This window comes from Bradyrhizobium sp. AUGA SZCCT0177 (assembly GCF_018130125.1).
GTDB lineage: Bacteria > Pseudomonadota > Alphaproteobacteria > Rhizobiales > Xanthobacteraceae > Bradyrhizobium.
The window spans coordinates 1-20,503 of sequence record NZ_JAFCMA010000030.1 but is presented as its reverse complement, the minus strand read 5'-3'; the positions used below and the strand labels follow the sequence as shown (position 1 = coordinate 20,503).

Below are 20,503 nucleotides of genomic sequence, written 5' to 3'. Positions count from 1 at the left end.
AAACCCGTCCAGAGACCCATTTCATGAACGCCGCATCCTACGTCATTCCCGCTCCCCCGCAGCCTTCGCTTCCCGTCGTCGGTGAATCGAAATCCTATCCCGTGCGCCGCATCTGGTGCGTCGGGCGCAACTATCTCGAGCACATCCGCGAGATGGGCAATGACGAGCGCGCGCCGCCGTTCTTCTTCGCCAAGCACGCCGACATGCTGGTGGCCGATGGCGCCACCATCCCCTACCCGCCGCTGACCAAGGACCTGCATCACGAGGTCGAACTGGTCGTCGCGATGAAGGGCGGCGGCCTCAATATTCCCGCCGAGAAGGCGCTCGACCATGTCTACGGCTATGCCGTCGGCATCGACTTGACCCGCCGCGACCTGCAGATCGCCTCGCGCAAAAAGGAGCGCCCGTGGGAAGTCGGCAAGTCGTTCGACTATTCCGCGCCCTGCTCGGCGCTGCAGCCGGCCTCGAAGATCGGCCATCCCGCCAAGGGCAAGATCTGGCTTACCGTCAACGGCGCCGAAACCCAGAAGGGCGACCTCACCGAGCTGATCTGGAACGTGCCTGAAATCATCTGGCAGCTTTCGCAGCAGGTCGCGCTCGCCGCCGGCGACATCATCATGACGGGTACGCCGGCCGGCGTCTCCCAGCTCAAGCCGGGCGACAAGATCGAATGCGGCGTCGACGGCGTCGGCACGCTGAAGGTTGCGATCGGCAATCCGGAATAGACAGTCGCGAAACGCATACTGCAAAAAGCAGAGCCCCGGATCTGATCCGGGGCTTTTTCCGGGGATGTCTTATGAAGCCGCGAAGCGTCGGATACGGAAGCACTCTCGCGACTAGACCGTCGTGAGGCCGAACATATCCCAGGCGCTCCAACCGGTGCCATCGAAGGCCCGGACGTACATGGTTTCCGAGCCACCGGCCGTCCCGCCCCTTATCCAGACATTTGCAAGGTCGGAGGCAGCGACGGTAATTTCGGTTCCTGCCGCGTTATGAGAATTGTTGGGCGTCCAGATATAGGCACTGTTGGCACCGCTGCCGCCATCCCAGAACTGATACTGGGTTGCGGCATTGCCATCGGCATCGGAATAATTGACCCAGCTCGATACCTGCGCCCACGTATTCGCGTTCACACTGTGATCGTTGATCGTCGCCACCGGCACCGTGTTCGGGATTGTGGTGAATACGAAGCTGTCCCAGGCGCTCCAACCGGTGCCATCGAAGGCCCGGACGTACATGGTTTCCGAGCCACCGGCCGTCCCGCCCCTTATCCAGACATTTGCAAGGTCGGAGGCAGCGACGGTAATTTCGGTTTCTGCAGCGTGATGATAATTGTTGGGCGTCCAGAAATAGGCACTGTTGGCACCGCTGCCGCCATCCCAGAACTGATACTGGGTTGCGGCATTGCCATCGGCATCGGAATAATTGACCCAGCTTGATACCTGCGCCCACGTATTCGCGTTCGCACTGTGATCGTTGATCGTCGCCACCGGCGTCGTGTTCGGGATTGTGGTGAATACGAAGCTGTCCCAGGCGCTCCAACGGATGCCATCGAAGGCCCGGACGAACATGGTTTCCGAGCCACCGGCCGTCCCGCCCCTTATCCAGACGTTTGCAAGATCGGAGGCAGCGACGGTAATTTCGGTTTCTGCATTGTTATGATAATTGTTGGGCGTCCAGATATAGGCGCTGTTGGCACCGCTGCCGCCATCCCAGAACTGATACCGGGTTGCGGCATTGCCATCGGCATCGGAATAATTGACCCAGCTCGATACCTGCGCCCACACATTCACGGACACACTGTGATCGTTGATCGTCGCCACCGGCGCCTGATTAGGAAAATTCGAGCTTGCAAACGTGCCGTCTGCAAAACCGAAATATTCGATCCCACTCGCGGTCTCCGTGCCATCCGGCGTGCCACTGCGCTGATCCGCCAATGTATAAACCTGCGTCGTAGCGTTGTAGCTGATCAGATAATCGCTTGAGTTGCCTGAAAATATCGCCGTGTCAGTCCCGGCCCCGCCGATCAGCGCGTCGTTTCCACCGCCGCCAATCAGCGTATCGTTTCCACCGCCACCCGTCAGGGTATTCGCGATCACATTGCCGGTGAGAGAATCGTTACCCGAGCCGCCGATGGCGTTGTCGATATAGGACCGCGCATCATTGTTGTACAAATAGGCGTTGAAGATATTGCCCTGCGCGTAGTGCCCGTTTCCGAGATAGGCAATTTGCGTCGATGAGGTGATCGAGGACGCGCCGGGATTGAGATTGATCGTCACCCCGGTCCCGTAGTTTGACAGGTCGTAGGTATCGATGCCGTTGCCGTCCCACACCGTCTCGAACACGCGATTGGCCGAGCCGCCGACGCCATTGCCGGGCGCCAGCTGCGCGACCCCATTGATGTACTGCTGTCCGGTCGTCGCGTTCCAGGAGTAGACGGTGTTTCCGCTATTGGTCGAATAGTTGGCGCCATACATCGTCTGCAGGGCGAGAATATCGTTCGCCATGTAGGTTTGCGCGTAGCCGTAGGATTCGGCGGTGTAGCCCGTCAGCGGCGCGCCGACGTAGCTGCGGTAGCTCATAACCGTGAACTCGGAAGAGTCATGCGCGGTCGGCACCGCGACATTGGCGACGCCGCCGGTCTCCTGGCTGTGCTTGAGGCCGAGCGAGTGTCCCAGCTCGTGCAGTGCCGTCGCGAAATAATAGTTGCCCAGCTTGGCCTGCGCATAGGGGTAAGCGGTGCCGAACCAGATGTCGCCGCCGGCCGGCACGTTGGCCGGATAATAGGCGTAGGAGGTCGGATTGGCTTCCGGGGATTGCGCCACCATGATGTCGGCGCTGCCGTTTCCGGCATACTGGACCGTGATGTTGGTATAGCTCGAGATCAGTGCAAACGCGTAGACAATGGCTTGCTGCATCGCCGAGGGGGCGATGCCGAACCCTGACGCCGTCGGCTCACCGTAGCCGTAATAGTTGGCCGGGTAGTCGCTGGGCGAATCCGGAAAGCTGTAGGTGATCGTGCCGGTCCATCTGGTGCCGCTGAGCAGACCATCGATCTCGGCATTGTTCGTTCGGGACGTATTTGTCGCAGTGGCCAACGCAGCTCTCCAGGCACTTCGCAAAACCTGATTCGGGACTGCTTCGATTCGTAAACCACAAGTCGATACGCTTGCCTTAACCTTTGGCGAAAAATTGTTGGAGAGCGGCAATACTACATTAACACAGGGTCAGTTCCCTAGCGGGAACGTCCGACATCCGGGATCGGAAGAGGTACCCCGTATTTTTGCGGACAACTTGTCGTGACGCCAAGGCTCCGTTGCCGAGGGCGGTGGCTTGGTGCGGCAGGGATGGCGATCAGCTCCGCCCCATCGCCTGCAGGCCCTTGAAGGTCAGGCGCTTGGGGTCCGTGACGCCGGCCAGATAGAGCCTGCGGATAAAGGCAACGACCGCGTCGCGGTCGCAATCGGTCAATGCAACCACGGCATCGACGGCAATTCGCTGGGCATCCATGGGCTTCCTCGTGCTGTCAGTTAGCCTCAGGCCAGACAGCGTAGGCGGCACCGGTTAATCCGGTGTTAACCGTTGGGCAGGCTGAACGATTCGCACAGGCCCGCGTATACGCGAAATTACGCAGAAGGCTTTCCGGCTGGCGCCACGGACAGCCCGCGGCGAGGTCGTCACGAATACTGCATCACCCCGTCGTCGATCTTGCCGTAGCGCAGCGTGACGATGTCGAGGGCGTAGTTCTGGTAGAGCCGCCACGGCCGCTTCGAGCCCTGCTTGGGCATCTGCGCGATCGCGCGCTGCACGTAGCCGGAGGAGAAATCCAGCGACGGCAGTTCCGATACCGACGGATCGAGGTTATGCGGCACGCATTGCTTGTAGCCGTGCCGGTCCATGTAGTTGATCAGGCGGCAGACATATTCGCAGGTGAGATCGCATTTCAGCGTCCACGACGCGTTGGTGTAGCCGAACGCCGAGGCCATGTTCGGCACGTCCGAATACATCATGCCCTTGTAGTTCAGCGTCCGCGCGAAATCGACTTTCCTGCCGTCGACGCTGACTTCGAGACCGCCGAGCACCTGCAGGTTAAGCCCGGTCGCGGTGACGATGATATCGGCTTCGAGTTCGCTGCCGTCCTTCAGCTTGATGCCGCTTTTGGTGAGGGTGTCGATGTGATTGGTGACGACGGAGGCGCGCTTGTCCCTGATTGCCTTGAAGAGGTCGCCGTCCGGCACCAGGCACAGCCGCTGCTCCCAGGGATTGTAGCGCGGCGTGAAATGCGTGCCGATGTCGTAGTCGGGGCCGAGCGCCATTTTGACGCCGCCGAGGATCAGCGCTTTGGCGCGGTCGGGTTTGCGCCGGCAGAGCTGAAAGAAATACATCCCGAACAGCACGTTGCGCCAGCGGATCATGTGATAGGCGAGTTTTGCGGACAGATTGCGCCGCAGCTTGTTGGCGAGTGCGTCTTCCGCGGGCCGCGCCACCACATAGGTCGGCGAGCGCTGCAGCATGGTGACGTGCGAAGCGGTCTTGGCCATCTCCGGCACCAGCGTTACCGCTGTCGCGCCGGAGCCGATCACCACGACGCGCTTGCCGGCATAGTCGATGTCTTCGGGCCATTTCTGCGGATGCACGATGCGGCCGGCGAAATCCGCTGATCCTGCAAACTCCGGCGTGTAGCCTTCCTCGTATTTGTAATAGCCCGAGCACATGAACAGGAAATTGCAGGTGAAGCGCACGGTCTCGGGTCCACCCTCGCCCACCTTGCGTTCGGCCTCCACGGTCCAGCGCGCATCCTGCGACGACCACGACGCGCGTTTGACGCTGTGGTTGAAGCGGATCTTCCTGTCGATACCGTTCTCGAACGCGGTCTGCCGCACATAGTTGAGAATGTTCGGCCCGTCGGCGATCGCCTTCGGCTCGGTCCACGGCTTGAACGAATAGCCGAGCGTGAACATGTCGCTGTCGGAGCGGACGCCGGGATAGCGAAACAGATCCCAGGTGCCGCCGATGCAGTCGCGGCCCTCGATGATGGCGTAGCTCTTGCCGGGGCATTTCTGCTGCAGGTGATATCCGGCGCCGATGCCGGACAGACCGGCGCCGACGATGAGGACGTCGAAATGCTCTGATGTATCCGTCATCGCGCTCTCCCTGCCCACAGGTATGGGCAGGGCCGCGCCCAATTGCAACCGGCTTCAGGTGGCCGCGACGACGACGGCGGCAGAGTCGAAATACTCATAGAACTCGACCGCTTTGCCATCCTTGAAGCGCCAAAAATCCACCTTCGGTGTCTCCACGGCCTTGCCGGTCTTCTTGTTGGTCCACGCCGTCGAGCCACGGGCGCAAACAGCCTCACCCTGTGCGACGTATTCGTCGATTGTGTAGTGTATCATCGCCCAGTCGGCCAGGAGCCCGTCGAAGTAAGTCCGCAACCCCTCGCGGCCATCGTAATGCGTCGCGAATTGAAGCGGTGCCGCGCCCCGCGGCACCGACCCCCAGCTGATCTTTGGATCGGCGATGCTCAGGAACTGCTCGACGCTACCACCGCGCGTTTCGTGCCATTGGTGATAGACTTCTTTGAGGATTGCGACATTTGCTGCTCCGTTCGACATGGCTTTCCCTCCGCAATGTTTTCGCGTCTGAAAGTGAAGTCTGGAAAGTGTGCCGCCCGCTTCAATAGTGGCGGGCTTGTCGTTCTTCCACCTCAGATCGTATCAGGGTTTTGCCATGAAAAAAGCCCCGGATCGCTCCGGGGCTTTTTTGTCGCGCATGCGGATCGATCAATACCGGTAGTGGTCCGCCTTGAACGGGCCTTCCGGCTTGACGCCGATGTACTCGGCCTGGTCGGGGCGCAGTTCGGTCAGCTTGACGCCGATCTTGGCGAGATGCAGCCGCGCCACCTTCTCGTCCAGCGACTTCGGCAGAACGTAGACTTCCTTCTTGTACTTGCCGTCCTTGTTGTTGGCGAACAGTTCGATCTGCGCCAGCGTCTGGTTGGTGAACGAGGCCGACATCACGAAGCTCGGATGGCCCATGGCGTTGCCGAGGTTTACGAGGCGGCCTTCCGACAGCAGGATGATGCGGTGGTTGTCGGGGAACGTGATCTCGTCGACCTGCGGCTTGATGTTGTCCCACTTCAGGTTCTTCAGACCCGCGATCTGGATCTCGTTGTCGAAGTGGCCGATGTTGCAGACGATGGCGCGATCCTTCATCGCGCGCATGTGCTCGATGGTGATGATGTCCTTGTTGCCGGTGGCGGTGACGAAGATGTCGGCGCGGGGTGCCGCGTCTTCCATCGTCACGACCTCGTAGCCTTCCATCGCCGCTTGCAGCGCGCAGATCGGATCGACTTCCGACACCATCACGCGGCAGCCGGCCTGGCGCAATGACGCGGCCGATCCCTTGCCGACGTCGCCGAAGCCCGCGACCATCGCCACCTTGCCCGACATCATGACGTCGGTGCCGCGGCGGATGCCGTCGACCAGCGATTCACGGCAGCCATAGAGGTTGTCGAACTTCGATTTGGTCACGCTGTCGTTGACGTTGATCGCCGGCCACAACAGCGTACCGGCCTTCTGCATGTCATAGAGGCGATGCACGCCCGTGGTGGTCTCTTCGGAAACGCCCTTGATGCTCTTGGCAATCTCGGCGAAATAGCCCTTCGGCTTTTCCTTGAGCTGCTTCTTCAGCAGCGCGAAGAAGACTTCCTCTTCTTCCGAACCCGGCTTGTCCAGGAACTTGGTGTCGCCGTTCTCGGCGCGCAGACCAAGATGGACGTACATGGTGGCGTCGCCGCCGTCGTCAAGGATCATGTTCGGGTGACCGCCACCGTGCCAGTCGAACAGCTTGGCGGTGTAATCCCAGTATTCGGTGAGGCTCTCGCCCTTGACGGCAAACACCGGAATGCCGGCGGCTGCGATCGCCGCCGCCGCGTGATCTTGCGTCGAATAGATGTTGCAGGAGACCCAGCGGATGTCGGCGCCGAGTGCGGCCAGCGTCTCGATCAGCACGCCGGTCTGGATCGTCATGTGCAGGGAGCCCGCGATGCGCGCGCCCTTCAGTGGCTGCTTCGGGCCGTATTCCTCGCGCGTCGCCATCAGGCCGGGCATTTCGGTCTCGGCCAGCGAGAGTTCCTTGCGGCCGAATTCGGCGAGCGAGATGTCCTTGACGATGTAGTCGGTAAAGGCGGGCTTCTTGGCGGCGGCGGTCATGTGTTGATCCCTTGAAAAAGCTTATTCCGAAAAGCGCGAAAGGCTTTCCGGAATAAGCAGGACGATTACGGAGAAAATCAGAACGCACCCTTCAGCGCGGACACCAGATCGGTTTTTTCCCAGGAGAAGCCGCCATCCTTTTCCGGCGCGCGGCCGAAATGGCCATAAGACGCGGTGCGGCGATAGATCGGCCGGTTCAGTTTCAGCGTACGGCGGATGTTGGTCGGGGTCAGCCGGAACAGTTGCGGCAGCACCTTTTCGAGCTTCTTTTCATCGACCTTGCCGGTGCCGTGGGTTTCCACCAGCAGCGACATCGGATCGGCGACGCCGATCGCATAGGCGACCTGGATGGTGCAGCGATCGGCAAAGCCGGCCGCGACAACGTTCTTGGCGAGGTAGCGCGCGGCATAGGCAGCGGAACGATCGACCTTGGTCGGATCCTTGCCGGAGAAGGCGCCGCCGCCATGCGGCGCGTAGCCGCCATAGGTGTCGACGATGATCTTGCGGCCAGTCAGGCCGCAATCGCCGTCGGGGCCGCCGACCACGAAATTGCCGGTCGGATTGACCAGGAAGTCGGAGGACTTTTGCGGCATCCAGCCCTTCGGCAGTGCCGACTCGACTTCATGCGCGATCATGTCCTTGATCAGGCCGGGCGAATACTTCTTGCCGTTGCGGCTCTTCTCGTTGTGCTGGGTCGACACCACGACCTTGGTGCAGCCGACCGCTTTGCCTTCGACATATTTCACCGTGACCTGGCTCTTGGCGTCGGGCTGCAGGTCGAACAGCTGACCGCTGCGGCGCTTGTCGGACAGCACTTTCAGGATGCGGTGCGCGAAGAAAATCGGCGCGGGCATGAAGCTGCCCTTTTCGTAGATTTCGCTCTCGTTGCAGGCATAGCCGAACATCATGCCCTGGTCGCCGGCGCCTTCTTCTTCGCCGCTCTTCTTTTTCTTGGCATCGACGCCCATCGCAATATCGGGCGACTGGCCATGCAGCAGCACTTCGATATCGGCGCCGTGATAGGAGAAGCCGTTCTGGTCGTAGCCGATGTCCTTGACTACGCCGCGGGCGATCTCGGAGATCAGTTCGCGATCTACCACCGAGACGCCGTGAATGTCGCGGAACAACTGGCCACGGCCCTCGCCCGCAATCACGATCTTGTTGGTCGTGCAGAGTGTCTCGCAGCCGAGACGGGTATTTACCGCACTGTCGTCGGCAATACCGAGCTTGACGTCCTTCTCGAGGAAGGCATCGAGAATGGCGTCGGAGATTTGATCCGAAACCTTGTCCGGATGGCCTTCGGAAACCGACTCGCTGGTGAAAAGATAAGACGCGCGCATCAACAACCCCTTGTTTCCGCCTGCTGTCGGCGGGCTCTCTTTGTCATTTATCCCGGAATGTCAGTCGCGACGGCGCGAAATGACGTAGGATTCGTCGTAAAACCAAAGCCCATTATGCTTGCGCAGAACCTCTCTGGTGGCATCGAGGGTTCGGCCGTTTTCGGTCATTTCCGTCAACCGTTCGTCTTCGATCTGGGCGACATACACCGCCGCATTCCACGCTGCAAAGGCCGTCGAGGTTCCGATCGAGCCGGTGACCTCGTTGGGCAGCGCTTCCATATCATAACGGAAGATGGAACGGTTATCGGCGTAAGCATTAAAATTGAGGTCGCGCCCGGCTGACCCCAGCTCATATTTCACCGTGCGCAATAGCTCATGACGGCTCACCGCGAAAGGATTTTCTCCGGGCCACACCGCCTGGATGATTTCTAGCCCCGGATCCTGCCCATGGGAGTGAATTCCAATCAACCGGCCGCCGGCCCGCAGCGCCCGCGCCAGCGGCGCGATGATCCGCTTGGCGCGGAAATTCACAGAGGATTTGGCCCGGTATGGCTGGGATGCGATGACGAGATCGAAATTGGCCTCGGTTCGGCCCGCCCGGGGGATGATCGAATCAAGCAGGAACCGGTGGTCCTCCCGGTAAACCACCAGCGCCACCGGCCGTTCATAGATCGGCATGCCCGATGTGGGGCTGACATTGGCCCGCCAGTTCTGCTCAAGAAATGGGCCCAGTGCGGCGATCTGGGTCTCGAACTCGCCCGACGAGGCCCCCTGCAAGGCCACCTCATGCCAGATCATGCCTGCGGCCGCCGCGGGCGAAGCCGGCGTCAGCCAGGGCGCCTCGGCGTAGTACATGTTGGTGAGCACAAAAACGGTCGCGGGATGTTCGAACAGCCGGTCCGGAACCTTGTCGAGCGTCAGGCGGACGTCCTCCAGGCTGAGCTCCTTGCCGGCGATATAGAACGGCATATGGGGGAAGCGGCCGTGCATCGAGCGCATCACCCGCGCCAGCACCGTGCCGTCGCCGACGCCGGCATCGAACACGCGTAGCGCCGGCGGCCGCGGATGCAGGCTCGACAGCTCGAGCGCCACCCGGTCGGCGATTATCCGCTTTTCGCTGCAGGTATGGACGAACAGCAGGTATTTCTGCCGGTTCTCGAAGAAGCGGAAATTGCCCCTGGGGTCACGCTTCTCGGGAGGCACTTCGATCCCGCGCGGCGGCGGCAGCCCGCCCGGCGTCGAGGCGGCGATATAGGCCTGGATCCGGTCCAGCGTGTCGATGGTAATGCGCTTGCCCTCGCGCAGGCGATGCACCAGCTTGCCATCATTGACGGCCCGGCGGCCAAACGTCGTCTCCGCCATATCGGCCTGGCGGCAGAAATCCGATATCTGGCTGAGAATCTTGTCGTTTTTCATCGGGTGGCGGTTTTGGGACGGAACGGTGGGCAACGGCGGGTGACCGGGACGTCCTACCACCATCTGCCCACTGGGGGAAAGGCCTGTTTCCCGGCCCGGCCGGCATGAACCGCCATCCCGGATTTCGCCACCAAGACAAGGACGCAACCCCTTGATGGTAAGGACCAATTGATGCGCCGCGCGATCCTGACGCTGAGCTTGCTCGCAGCCGCCCTGTGGTCGGCGCCCTCCCTCGCCCAGTCCCGCAAACAACTCGGGCCGCTTTGCACCACCGACACCACGCCGGCCGATCAGATGATCGATGCCTGCAACAAGATCATCGCGCTGAAGGTGTTTTCCGGCGAGAAACTCGCGGGCATCTATTTCTGGCGCGCGGTCGGCTGGAACAAGAAGGGCGACTACGTCAAGGTCATCGCCGACGCCAGCGAGGCGCTCAGGCTCAAGCCTGATATCGCGATCTACAATCTGCGCGGCTCGGCCTATTACGACAAGGGCGAATACGACATCGCGATATCAGACTTCAACGACGCGCTGCGGCTGGGACCACCGAGCGGCATCCTGTTTCATAACCGCGGCAACGCCTGGCGCGGCAAGGGCGAGTACGCCAAGGCGATCGCGGACTATGATTCGTCGATCAACGCCGGACGGAAATCCCCGTTCTCCTATCAGAACCGCGGCATCTCGAAACAGGCGCTCGGCGATCTCGACGGCGCGATGGCCGACATCAACGAAGCGATCCGGCTCGATGCGGCGCTGCCGCAGCCGCTGATCCACCGCGCCGTGCTTTGGCGCGCCAAGGGCGACTTCGAACGCGCCATTGCCGACGGCACCGAGGCGATCCGCCTCGCCAAGGCGAAGGCGCCGGTCAACATCATGACGCCGCCCGGCAGCGTGCTGATTTCGGCCTACAGCCAGCGCGGCCTCGCCTATGAAGCAAAGGGCGATTTCACCAGCGCGAAGCAGGACTACGCCGCCACCCTCGAAGGCAAGGCGTCGGACGCCGGCAGCAAATCCAATCAGGCCACCGCGAAGGTTCGGCTCTCGCTGCTCACGGACCCAACGGCGCCGGCGCCGAGAGATGCGACATCAAACACGACATCGGCGCCGGCCGGCGCGGCAAGCCCTGCCCCGCTTCCCACCGCGGTCCAGAGCATCACGCGGCGTGTCGCGCTCGTGATCGGCAACGGCGCCTACGCCCACGTCACGCCGCTGCCCAACCCGGTCAACGACGCCCGCTCGATCGCGAAAAGCCTGCGCGACATCGGTTTCGTCGTGAACGAAGGCATCGACCTCGATCGCGTCGCGATGCAGTCGACGATCCGCGACTTCCTGCGCGATGCGGCGCGGGCGCAGGTCGCGGTGGTCTACTACGCCGGTCATGGCGTGCAGGTCGAGGGCCGCAACTACCTGGTGCCGATCGACGTGGCGCTGCAAGCCGGCGGCCGCATGACTGATACGATGGTGGAAATGGATACGATCATGGCCGGTCTTGACGATCAGGTGCGCACCAACATCCTGATCATGGACGCCTGCCGCAACAACCCCATGACTCCCCCCGTGGCGACGACGCAAGTGGCTTCCGCGGGCGCCAATCGCGGCATCCAGGCCGGACCCGGTCTCGCCGCGCCGGCCAGCCTTGGCGCCGGCTCGACGCTGGGCGCGGGAACGCTGATCGCCTATGCGACCGCGCCCGGACAGGTGGCGCTCGACGGCGAAGGCGTCAACAGCCCGTTCTCGGCAGCCCTGTCGCGCCACATCGGCACGCCCGGGCTCGAGGTGCAGCAGATGCTGACGCGGGTGCGCGCCGAAGTCGTCGCCGCGACCAAATCCAGGCAGGTGCCGTGGTCGAACTCGTCGCTGCTCGGTGAGGTCTATCTGACGGGGAAGTGAGCACGCCGCTCTCGCCCCGTCATTGCGAGCGAAGCGAAGCAATCCATCTCGCGGCATAGCGGATGGATGGATTGCTTCATGCGCAACGCTTCGCGTTTGTCGCGGGCAATGACGTAGAAAGTTACTTCCTTACTCCTCCACCCGCTGCGCAACGAAGACGCCATTCGGCTGGTGAAAGACCACCTCGTCGATAACAGCCTCGCCGCGGAATTCGACGACAAAACCCTCCAGTTCGACGATGCGAAACCTTCTGCCCTGCTCGGGCGCGAGGCGATAGGCCGGCTGGTAGTCGGGCTTCAGCACGAGCCGATTTTCGCTATCCAGCGTGACGCGATGCGTTATCGAACCGCTCTTGAAGTGGCCGACGCATCGGGCGCGGAACGCAGGATCGGTGCAGTCGCCGGCCGCAAGGCGTGCAAAGACGATATCCTTCACGACAGGTTCCAGCGGCGCCGACAGGCTGACGATGTTGCCGTCGCGGTCGGTCAGGAAGGTAATGGCAAGCCGGTCCGGCTGCAGGCGGTGCGGCTCCTCGGGCAATTCGAACGTCTCGTAATGACGGTGCGTCAGGGGTGCGGACATCCCGCGCCACGCCCAATGCAGTGCGCCGTCCTTTGCAGTCATCGACATCACGCCATAGGCCGGATGCGCGTACTCGCCGGCATACGCCGCCAGCTCGTGCGCTGGCTGCGTATCCTTGTGACGCGCCTTTTCCCGCGCGTCCTTGTCGACCTGCATGTGGGCGATGAATTCATCGCGCTGCTTGAGGAAGCGTGCACGCCATTCGACCGGCGCGCGGCCACGCAGCCGGTCGAGGATGTACCAGGTCAGCGTTGACGGCACTTCGCTCGGGCTGCGGTTGGTCAGGACGGCAATTCCGATGCCCAGGTCCGGCATCAGCGTCATCAGCGATCCCCAGCCGACCCAGCCGCCGCCGTGAAACACCATCCGGTCGCCGCGATAGTAGTTGGTCTGGAAGCCAAGGCCATAGAGCGCCTGACCGAACTCGGCGAGGTTGGGCGCCGAGATGAAGGCACGCGACGCATGCAGTTCACCGATCAGCGCTGCCGGCAGCAGCCGTTCGCCGTCGAATTCACCTTTCTCCAGATGCAGCCGCATCCAGTTCGCAAGACCGGTGACCGACGTGTTGATCGCACCGGCCGCAATGGTGCGGATCGGCAGGCGCATCGCCGGCAGCCGTGTATCCTCGTGCATCATGTACGGCCGCGCCGCTTCACCTGCGGCGTCAAGGTCGTCGAGGTTGAAGCTGACGGTCATGCCGAGCCGGTCGGTCAGCCGGGTCCGGATGAACGCCTCGAAACTCTGTCCGCTGAGACGCTCGATCAAGAGACCCGCAACGTTGTAGCAGAGGTTGTTGTATTGCCAGGTGGTGCGGATATCGCGGCTCAATTCGAGATGCCGCATCAAGCCTAGCATTTCGGCGGGCGCCCGGTCGCCCGCCATGTGCACCCAGTCATGGCGCGGCAGCCCCGACTGATGGCTCAGCAGGTCGCGCACCGTGACCCGCTCGGTCGCGACCGGATCGCTCAGGCGAAACTCGGGCATGTAGTCGCGCACCGGCTTGGTCCAGTCGAGCCGCCCCTCATGGTGCAACAGCGCCATCGCGGTCGCGGTGAATGATTTGGTGATCGAGCAGATCACGAACTGCGTCGCCGGCGTTACGGGCAGATTTGCCTCGACATCGCGCTGACCATAGGCCCGCGTCAGCGCCACCTTGCCGTCCTGCACCACGGCAAGCGCGACCCCCGGCACCTTCCAGTCGGCCATCACTTCGGCGGCGAGACGATCGAGATCGGAGACGAACGAGGAAACCGGCGCGGTTGGCGCCTCCGCGGATGCGTGGGACATGCAGCTTCTCGGCTCGAACAGCAGCTAGCGCATATCCCGGATCAGGCTGCACCACGCGGCAAGGTTGCGTTGCGGATTGTAGCTGGTGGCGTACCGATCGCGAAGCCTGCCTGACGGAGAAGTGAAGACGCTTCGCTCGGCGCGGTTCGCCCTTCCGGCCCTCGAAAGAATGTAGTTGCACCGGCTAACGGCTGCGCCGGAGCAGCTTCTCCGCCTCTTCGATTTCGGGGAGATCCTGCGCGGTGTCGAAGTCAACAAGGAGTGGCCCGAGCAGTTCGGATACGGGCGCCGCTCGACCATTCCTGATGTAGAAGCGCGCCAGGCCAAGCGCGCTGCGCAATTCGAAAGTCTTGGTCTGCTGGCGGCGGGCGATTTCAAGGGCCCTGTTGAAGGCATCTTCGACCATGGAAGCGTTCGGCGGGTCGCAACGGAGCAGCAGCTCTCCCCGGGCACGATGCAGTTCGGCATCGAGCCAATGCTGGCCGGATTGTTCCGTCCAGCCGATCAACGCGCGCACAATTTCCAGCCCGGTTTCGAGCTGCCCGGCTTCTGCGTTCGCCAGGGCAACATGCATCCCCCAGAACGGCTCACAAAGGTAGCAATCATTTTCATGCAGCAAGGTCCAGCCGCGGCGCATTTCGCTCAGTCCCTCCACCTGCTCGCCGGCGCGCCACTTTGCAAGGCCGTTCAGGTAGGTCCCGGCGGCCACATACAACGGCATCGTATGTTCGCGGGCGAGAGCGAGGGCAAGGATGGTCTCCGTCTGCTGCAACATGCCCCGGCATAGTCCGTCGAAGACGGCCTTGTGAACCAGCGCATTGGCCTGCGACAGCGCCCGCTTTTCGCCCGGGACACTCACCGCTGCCGCGGCGAGCCGGCGCGCTCGATCAATCTTTCCGATCGGCCAGAGCACCAGGGCGAGAAACCTCATGATGACGAACGGCAGGTCCAGCGTCGACGCCCTGAAGGTCTCGGGATTCGGCTCGGCGCCGTAGATCGCCAGGGCCCGCTCAAGATGCACTTTCGCATTGAGGTAATCGCCGCCGAACCAGCAAGTCACCCCGCTGGTGCAATGGGCGAGGACTGCCGCCACCGGCGATTCCGGTCGCCGGTCGGCGGCGCTGACGATTGCATCCACCAACTCCCGCATCGGCGCGATCTCGCCGTGAGTGAGGCAGGCATTGAACAGGCCCGAATGGATCGGCGCCAGTTCGACCGGATCATTGATGTCAGCTGCGAACTGCCGGGCGCGCGTCCATGCCGCCACCGTTTCGGGCGCGCTGTGCCCAAGGCTTCCGCGCAGCGCGCGGCTATAGGCAATCTGGAGATCGAGCCGGCTCATGATGCGGCCCGGCGCGTCGGGCACCCCATCGGCGATCGCGACGGCCTTGCCGAGATGGGCGACCGCCTCGGAATACGCCGAGCGTTTCAGCGCCTGCTGGCCGGCCTTGCGCCACCACCCGAGGGCCACCTCGCCGAGCCCCGCTTCAGTGAAGTGATAAGCCAAGACTTCCGGCTCGGTTTCGGCGATCACCGGAAAGCTGTCGCGCAGGACATCGCCAATATGCTTGTGGAGCTGCAGCCGCCGGCTCTTGAGCAGGCTCTCGTAAGCCGCTTCCTGAACCAGCGCATGCTTGAAGCTGTAGCGTGCTTCCGGCGGCGAGCCACGCCGCATCAGCAGCTCGGCCTGCTCGAGCTGCGCCAGCGCGGCGCTCAATGTCAGATCATCGCGCCCCGCCACACATCGCAGCAGCGTATACGAGAAGTCGCGGCCAATGGCAGCGCCGATCTGCGCCACCTCCTTGACCGGCGCCAGCCGGTCGAGCCGGGCCATCAGCGAGTCCTGCAGCGTCGCGGGAATGGCGAGCGGCGGGAGCGGACTATCGAGCCGATAGCGCCCGGCATCTTCCACCAGCAGTCCGGACTCCAGCACCATCTTGGTCAGTTCCTCGACGAACAGCGGGATACCATCCGTCCTCTCGATGATCTGCGTCATCATTTCGCCTGGCAGCTGCCGGCCGACGGTCACCTGCTCGACCAGCGCGCGCGTTTCCCGCCGGTCGAGCCGATCGAGCCGCGACAGGCTGACGTTGGGAAGCCCCACCCAGGGCGGCTCGAACTCGGGCCGAAAGGTCATCAGCACGAGTATCGGCAATGCCCTGATCCGGTCGACCGTGAGATCGATCAGCTCAAGCGTGGTGGCGTCGGCCCAGTGCATGTCCTCGCAGACAACCAGCACAGGCTGCTGCCGTGCCAAACCCTCGAGCTGATCGAGCAAGGCGACGAATGTCTGTCGCCGCTGCTGCACTGGATTCAGGCCGAGCGGCGGATAGCGCTCGCCGGTGGCGATCGAAAGCAGAGCGGCGATGAGCGGCGTCGCCTTGGCCACCTGCTGCGTTCCGAGCGCGAGCATTGCCTCGAGCTTGTCGAGCTTTTGCTCCTGCGTGTCCTGCGACCTGATGCCGGCAGCGCGCTCGAGTTGAGCGACAAAGGGATGCAGCGCGCTGTTGGTATGGTAGGGCGAGCACTGATAGCGCACCCGGCGGTGCGCCCCCAACGCAGGATTCTCCAACAGCGTCGCGACAATGCGCGACTTGCCGATCCCGGCCTCGCCGGAAATCAGGACCACCTGGCCCTGGCCCTGCCACGCCAGCTGCTGGCGCGAGAGCGCGAATTCGATCTCTGCCTTGCGGCCGACAAAGCCGATCGAGCGCACGGTTCGCACCGCCTCGAAGCGACTCTCCGATGCGGCTCCGCCTTCGACCGCCCAGACCGCGATGGGCTCGTCGATGCCCTTGACCTCGCGGCGGCCGAGGCTGCGAAACGTGAACAGGTCGCCAAGCAGTTGGCGCGTCGAATCCGCAACGACAACGGCCCCCGGCTCCGCCAGGCCCTGCAGCCGGGCGGCGACGTTCGGTGTATCGCCGACCATCGCTTGCTGCTCTGACGTGCCTCCGCTGATGAGGTCGCCGACCACAACAAGTCCGGTCGCGATCGCGATCCGTACCTCCACCCGCTGTATCGCGCGCGTCTCCAGCGGCCCTATTGCGGCGGTGATGTCGAGCCCCGCCCGCACGGCGCGCTCCGCGTCATCCTCGTGTGCAACGGGATAGCCAAAATAAGCAAGTATTCCATCGCCGACGAACCTGGCGATAATGCCGTCGTAAGTGGCAATGACCCTCGCGCAGGCGGCCCGATAGGTGCGGATCACCTCCCACATGTCCTCGGGATCGAGGCGCGCGGAGAGCGCCGTCGAACCGACCAGGTCGCAGAACATGACGGTGAGATGGCGTCGTTCGGCATTGCGCCGGATCGCCGGCTCGGCGACCAGTTCGGCTTGATTGAGTTCGGCAATCGCGCGCAGCATTTTGCGACGATGACCGATCAGGACTCCCAATCTGTCGTAGTCCTGATCCGTCAGGTCGGGAAGCACACCGAGATCAATGCCGTTCTCGGCAAAACGCAGCGCGTATTGCCCAAGCCCCAGCTTCTCGAGCCAGTCCGCAATTTGCTGCATTGGCACCACCCACGCTCTGGTTGGCGGCCTGCCTAATATTGGAACCACGGTAACGAAAAAATTATTGCATATTTTTCCCGGTCGTCGCACGCCCTGTTTGCCGCATATCTGCAGTGCCCGGCTTTCGATTTTTCCGGAGGCCGCGCGGTCGAAATGTCCGCTACTCAAGAGAGCAATGGCTGGATGCAAAACGGCAGGATTGCTGGACGCCCCGCTCGACGGCAAGACCGAACCCACTCGCAACGTTGAAAGAATTCGAACTGATATGCACTCTGCGCCAGATTGAGCCGATCGATGAGTCGGCGATATCTGACCCGCCGAAACCTGCGCTGCATCAACCGTCGGCCAACGAATAGTCAGGTACTACGTTACTCCGAACACGTTTGTTTGAACCTTGTCTCCCGGAACATGACGAAGGGAGCATGCCGTGGCGATGTGAAGGGGTTCACACCGACGCGCGTTAGGCAGTGCTAGAAGCTCGATCGGTCCCAACGGCTGCTGTCATGAGCGACACCAGATTTTTCCGGGGACCCGAGGGCGCTCAATGGCGCCAGCGTGGAAGCGGCGCAAATACGCGCCCGGCAATGTGGCGGCAACCTGCGCGAGCCCAGGCCAAACCCATTCAACAAAACTGCAGGGCATACGGTGTGTTCGGGGATATAGGCGCATGACGCCGTCAAACGCGTTGATGCGGCCGATCGAGATTTCCTCACGCCGGACGATGGCTGCATGAGGCGCGGCCAACATATCGCGTCGTTCCGGCAGGCAACTTTTAGGAAAGGCAGCCCCATGAAAATGGCCAATGCAAATTTCGACAGGTCATCCGGCACCAAGACGGCCGGGTTCGCTCCTGCGGCTCTCATCAAATCGGCGCATCTCATTGAACGAGTAGGACTCGCCGCGATTGGAGGCTCCTGCGGCTTGTACGTCGCCGCAGCATTATTGCGCCGGCTAAACGAACTGCCCTTAAGTGTCGGGATCGTCCTGTTCATGATGCTCTTTGGGGCTTTCAGCTTCTATGTCGGCATCGATCTGCCTCGCCGTTCGGCCCGAAGATCAGCCTCGATCCAACGACGATGGAGCCCGGATACTGTGGTTGAGATCCTGAGCGCGGTCGGAATATTTCTTGCCGCGATTGCGACGTTTGCGTCTGTCGGCATCATCATCCTCGATGAGACCGTGTCTGACGGATCGCTGGCCTTGATCGGAGGCAGCTGGATGACCGGTTCTTCGTTGCAGGTTGCTGCCGGCATCATCGCCCGCAGCTACGGCACGGCCGAGAATGCCGGCAAGTGATTTCCGATTGCCGCTGGAACGCGCAGGCTGGCTGCGACGCAGGCCGACGCGATTGGCTCATAGCTGCCATTTGCAATTCAAGACCGATCAGTCTATATATACGGCTATGACACGCCAATCCGCAATGCAGTTGCCGCGTGGCCGGCCGCGTGGTTTCGACACGGAAGCCGCTGTCGAGCGCGCCATGGGAGTGTTCTGGTCACGCGGCTATCACGGCACGGCGCTTCCAGACCTGCTGCGAGCGACCAAGCTTTCGCGCGGCAGCCTTTATGCCGCCTTCGGGGATAAGCACGCGCTCTTCCTGCGTGCGCTCGATCGCTATATCGCCGACGCTCTGGCGCGCATGGACGTCGAACTCGGTCCGCGTCACGCGCCGGTTGATGGCCTGCGGACCTTCCTTGCTGGTTACGTCGAGCGCACGAGCGGCGCCAGCGGTCGGCGCGGATGCCTGCTGGTGGCCACAGCCATGGAATTGGCCGGCCACGACGGGGATGTCGAAGGTCGCATCGGCGGTTTTTTCAAAGCCATGGAGGCCAGGCTCGCCAGCGCACTCGCGCGCGCAAAGGCAGCGGGCGAACTGGCCGCCGGTGTTGAGCCTGCAAGTGCCGCGCGGATACTGGTCTGCTTCGTCGAGGGACTTCGGGTAGTCGGCAAAACGGGACCAACGCGCACCACGTCGCAAGCCACTGCCGACGCCCTTCTCGACCGCTTCATCAGCTAGCTCAGCCATGGACGCACGCCGTACTACGCGTGCCTATATCTGAACCGATTGGTCTAAAAATGAGGATGCCATGTCTGCCATTCAGATCGCCTGCGCGGTGCTGGTGCCTCTCATCTGGGGCTATCAGTTCGTCGCCATCAAAGTAGGCGTGCTGCAGTTTCCGCCACTTTTCTTCCTTGGACTGCGCTTCCTTGCCATAGCGCTGCTGCTCATCCCCTTCGTTGCAAGGCCGACACGTCAAGAGTTCGGCTCAATCGCCGTCATCTCGGTCTTCCTTGGTGGACTGAATTTCGGGTTGTTCTATGTGGGCCTGGGGCTCGGTTCCGGCAGCATGTCTGCCGTCGCCTATCAACTCACGACGCCCTTCACCGTCCTGTTGGCCTGGCCACTGCTTGCGGAGCGGCCGTCGCTGATGACATCCGCTGGTGTGTTGGTTGCCTTCGTCGGCGTGGTCGTGCTGGCCGCCGGGCCGGGCCTGTCCGCAAATGCGTTACCGATCCTGCTGGTGGTCGGGGCAGCCTTCGCGTTCGCGGTCGCCAACGTCCTGACCAAGCGCCACGGCCCGTTCGATCCCTTGATGTTGACGGGGTGGTCGTCACTTTTCACGGTACCGCAGGTCATGTTGATGTCGCTGTTCCTTGAACACGGGCAACTGACCACCCTCGTCACGGCGGACGAACGTGGCTGGATGGCGCTCGCCTACACTATTTTCATCGGAGGAATTGTCGGGTTTGGCCTTTGGTTCTGGCTGATCGCCCGTTGCACCATGGCCCGCGTGGCACCATTCGCGCTGCTGCTTCCGGTCTTCGCCCTGCTTTCGAGCGTGTTGTTCCTTGGCGACCGCGTGACCCCGACATTGGCCATCGGGGCACTACTCGCCATCTCGGGCGTCGCCATTACGCAAGTGAGACCGATCGCTCGACCAGATTCCCCCGCGCAATAGCAAACTGGATGCGACGCGTGCGGCAAATCAACCCGACGGGCAAATCACTTCCGATTTGCGGAAATCGTGTCAAGCCCCGGAATAAAAAATATTTCTTTTTACCAGAAGACAAATCAGGTGCATATCTTTGCCCATCCCGTCCCACTCAGAGGGCGTCGGCCGTCGTCACGGACGTTGGACGGGTTGCGGTGGACGCTGGTTTGCGCCTCGACGACGGCGTGGATAAGCGTACGGCAAAACCGTGTGGTCCTGGCACCCGTTGCAGGTGTCAAGCTGTCGGGTAGGCGAGAGCTGAAC

14 protein-coding genes are annotated in these 20,503 nt (G+C 62.3%); 5 read left to right on the top strand and 9 right to left on the bottom strand.

All coding sequences use genetic code 11. From position 1 onward, the window contains the following. Positions 1-23 precede the first annotated feature (23 nt). Positions 24-725, top strand: coding sequence for a fumarylacetoacetate hydrolase family protein (locus JQ597_RS29155; protein WP_212268928.1), 702 nt, complete (start codon positions 24-26; stop codon positions 723-725). Between the two features lie 111 nt (positions 726-836). On the opposite strand, the gene JQ597_RS37835 is transcribed toward JQ597_RS29155, so the two are convergent. The 7 genes from JQ597_RS37835 to JQ597_RS29120 all read right to left on the bottom strand — a co-directional run bounded on the left by JQ597_RS37835 (position 837) and on the right by JQ597_RS29120 (position 9,970). Further along, on the bottom strand, positions 837-3,098 hold the full coding sequence (locus tag JQ597_RS37835; RefSeq protein WP_249148301.1) for a M10 family metallopeptidase: 2,262 nt from the start codon (positions 3,096-3,098) through the stop codon (positions 837-839). A gap of 256 nt (positions 3,099-3,354) precedes the next feature. Then, positions 3,355-3,510: a hypothetical protein gene (locus JQ597_RS29145; protein WP_211999004.1), complete on the bottom strand. Its 156-nt coding sequence runs from the start codon at positions 3,508-3,510 to the stop codon at positions 3,355-3,357. 167 nt (positions 3,511-3,677) lie between these two features. After that, on the bottom strand, positions 3,678-5,144 hold the full coding sequence (locus JQ597_RS29140; protein ID WP_212268927.1) for a flavin-containing monooxygenase: 1,467 nt from the start codon (positions 5,142-5,144) through the stop codon (positions 3,678-3,680). A gap of 54 nt (positions 5,145-5,198) precedes the next feature. Beyond that, complete coding sequence (locus tag JQ597_RS29135; protein ID WP_212268926.1) at positions 5,199-5,615, bottom strand: nuclear transport factor 2 family protein; 417 nt, start codon at positions 5,613-5,615, stop codon at positions 5,199-5,201. Between the two features lie 168 nt (positions 5,616-5,783). Then, positions 5,784-7,214, bottom strand: a complete 1,431-nt coding sequence (gene ahcY, locus JQ597_RS29130; RefSeq protein ID WP_212268925.1) for an adenosylhomocysteinase — start codon at positions 7,212-7,214, stop codon at positions 5,784-5,786. A 77-nt stretch (positions 7,215-7,291) separates the two neighbouring features. After that, positions 7,292-8,554: a methionine adenosyltransferase gene (gene metK / locus JQ597_RS29125; protein WP_212210133.1), complete on the bottom strand. Its 1,263-nt coding sequence runs from the start codon at positions 8,552-8,554 to the stop codon at positions 7,292-7,294. Positions 8,555-8,614: 60 nt separating this feature from the next. After that, a complete protein-coding gene (locus JQ597_RS29120; protein ID WP_212268924.1) occupies positions 8,615-9,970 on the bottom strand; it encodes a hypothetical protein in 1,356 nt (451 codons plus the stop codon). A 171-nt stretch (positions 9,971-10,141) separates the two neighbouring features. On the opposite strand from JQ597_RS29120, the gene JQ597_RS29115 reads away from it, so the two are divergent. Beyond that, positions 10,142-11,860 (top strand): caspase family protein, encoded by a 1,719-nt coding sequence (locus tag JQ597_RS29115; RefSeq protein WP_212268923.1) that lies wholly within the window; start codon positions 10,142-10,144, stop codon positions 11,858-11,860. A 129-nt stretch (positions 11,861-11,989) separates the two neighbouring features. On the opposite strand, the gene JQ597_RS29110 is transcribed toward JQ597_RS29115, so the two are convergent. Next, positions 11,990-13,729 carry a serine hydrolase gene (locus JQ597_RS29110; protein WP_212268922.1) on the bottom strand — a complete coding sequence of 580 codons (1,740 nt, stop codon included), beginning with the start codon at positions 13,727-13,729 and terminating at the stop codon, positions 11,990-11,992. Positions 13,730-13,913: 184 nt separating this feature from the next. Further along, the gene (locus tag JQ597_RS29105) at positions 13,914-17,246 is read right to left on the bottom strand and encodes an adenylate/guanylate cyclase domain-containing protein (protein ID WP_212268921.1); all 3,333 of its coding nucleotides are present in this window, start codon (positions 17,244-17,246) and stop codon (positions 13,914-13,916) included. Positions 17,247-17,975: 729 nt separating this feature from the next. Here JQ597_RS29105 and JQ597_RS29100 point away from each other — a divergent pair. The 3 genes from JQ597_RS29100 to JQ597_RS29090 all read left to right on the top strand — a co-directional run bounded on the left by JQ597_RS29100 (position 17,976) and on the right by JQ597_RS29090 (position 20,206). Then, positions 17,976-18,542 (top strand): hypothetical protein, encoded by a 567-nt coding sequence (locus JQ597_RS29100; protein ID WP_249148296.1) that lies wholly within the window; start codon positions 17,976-17,978, stop codon positions 18,540-18,542. Positions 18,543-18,549: 7 nt separating this feature from the next. Continuing rightward, entirely contained in the window at positions 18,550-19,263 is a 714-nt protein-coding gene (locus tag JQ597_RS29095) for a TetR/AcrR family transcriptional regulator (RefSeq protein ID WP_502754684.1), read from the top strand. 70 nt (positions 19,264-19,333) lie between these two features. Further along, positions 19,334-20,206 carry a DMT family transporter gene (locus tag JQ597_RS29090; RefSeq protein ID WP_212268920.1) on the top strand — a complete coding sequence of 291 codons (873 nt, stop codon included), beginning with the start codon at positions 19,334-19,336 and terminating at the stop codon, positions 20,204-20,206. Positions 20,207-20,503: the final 297 nt, after the last annotated feature.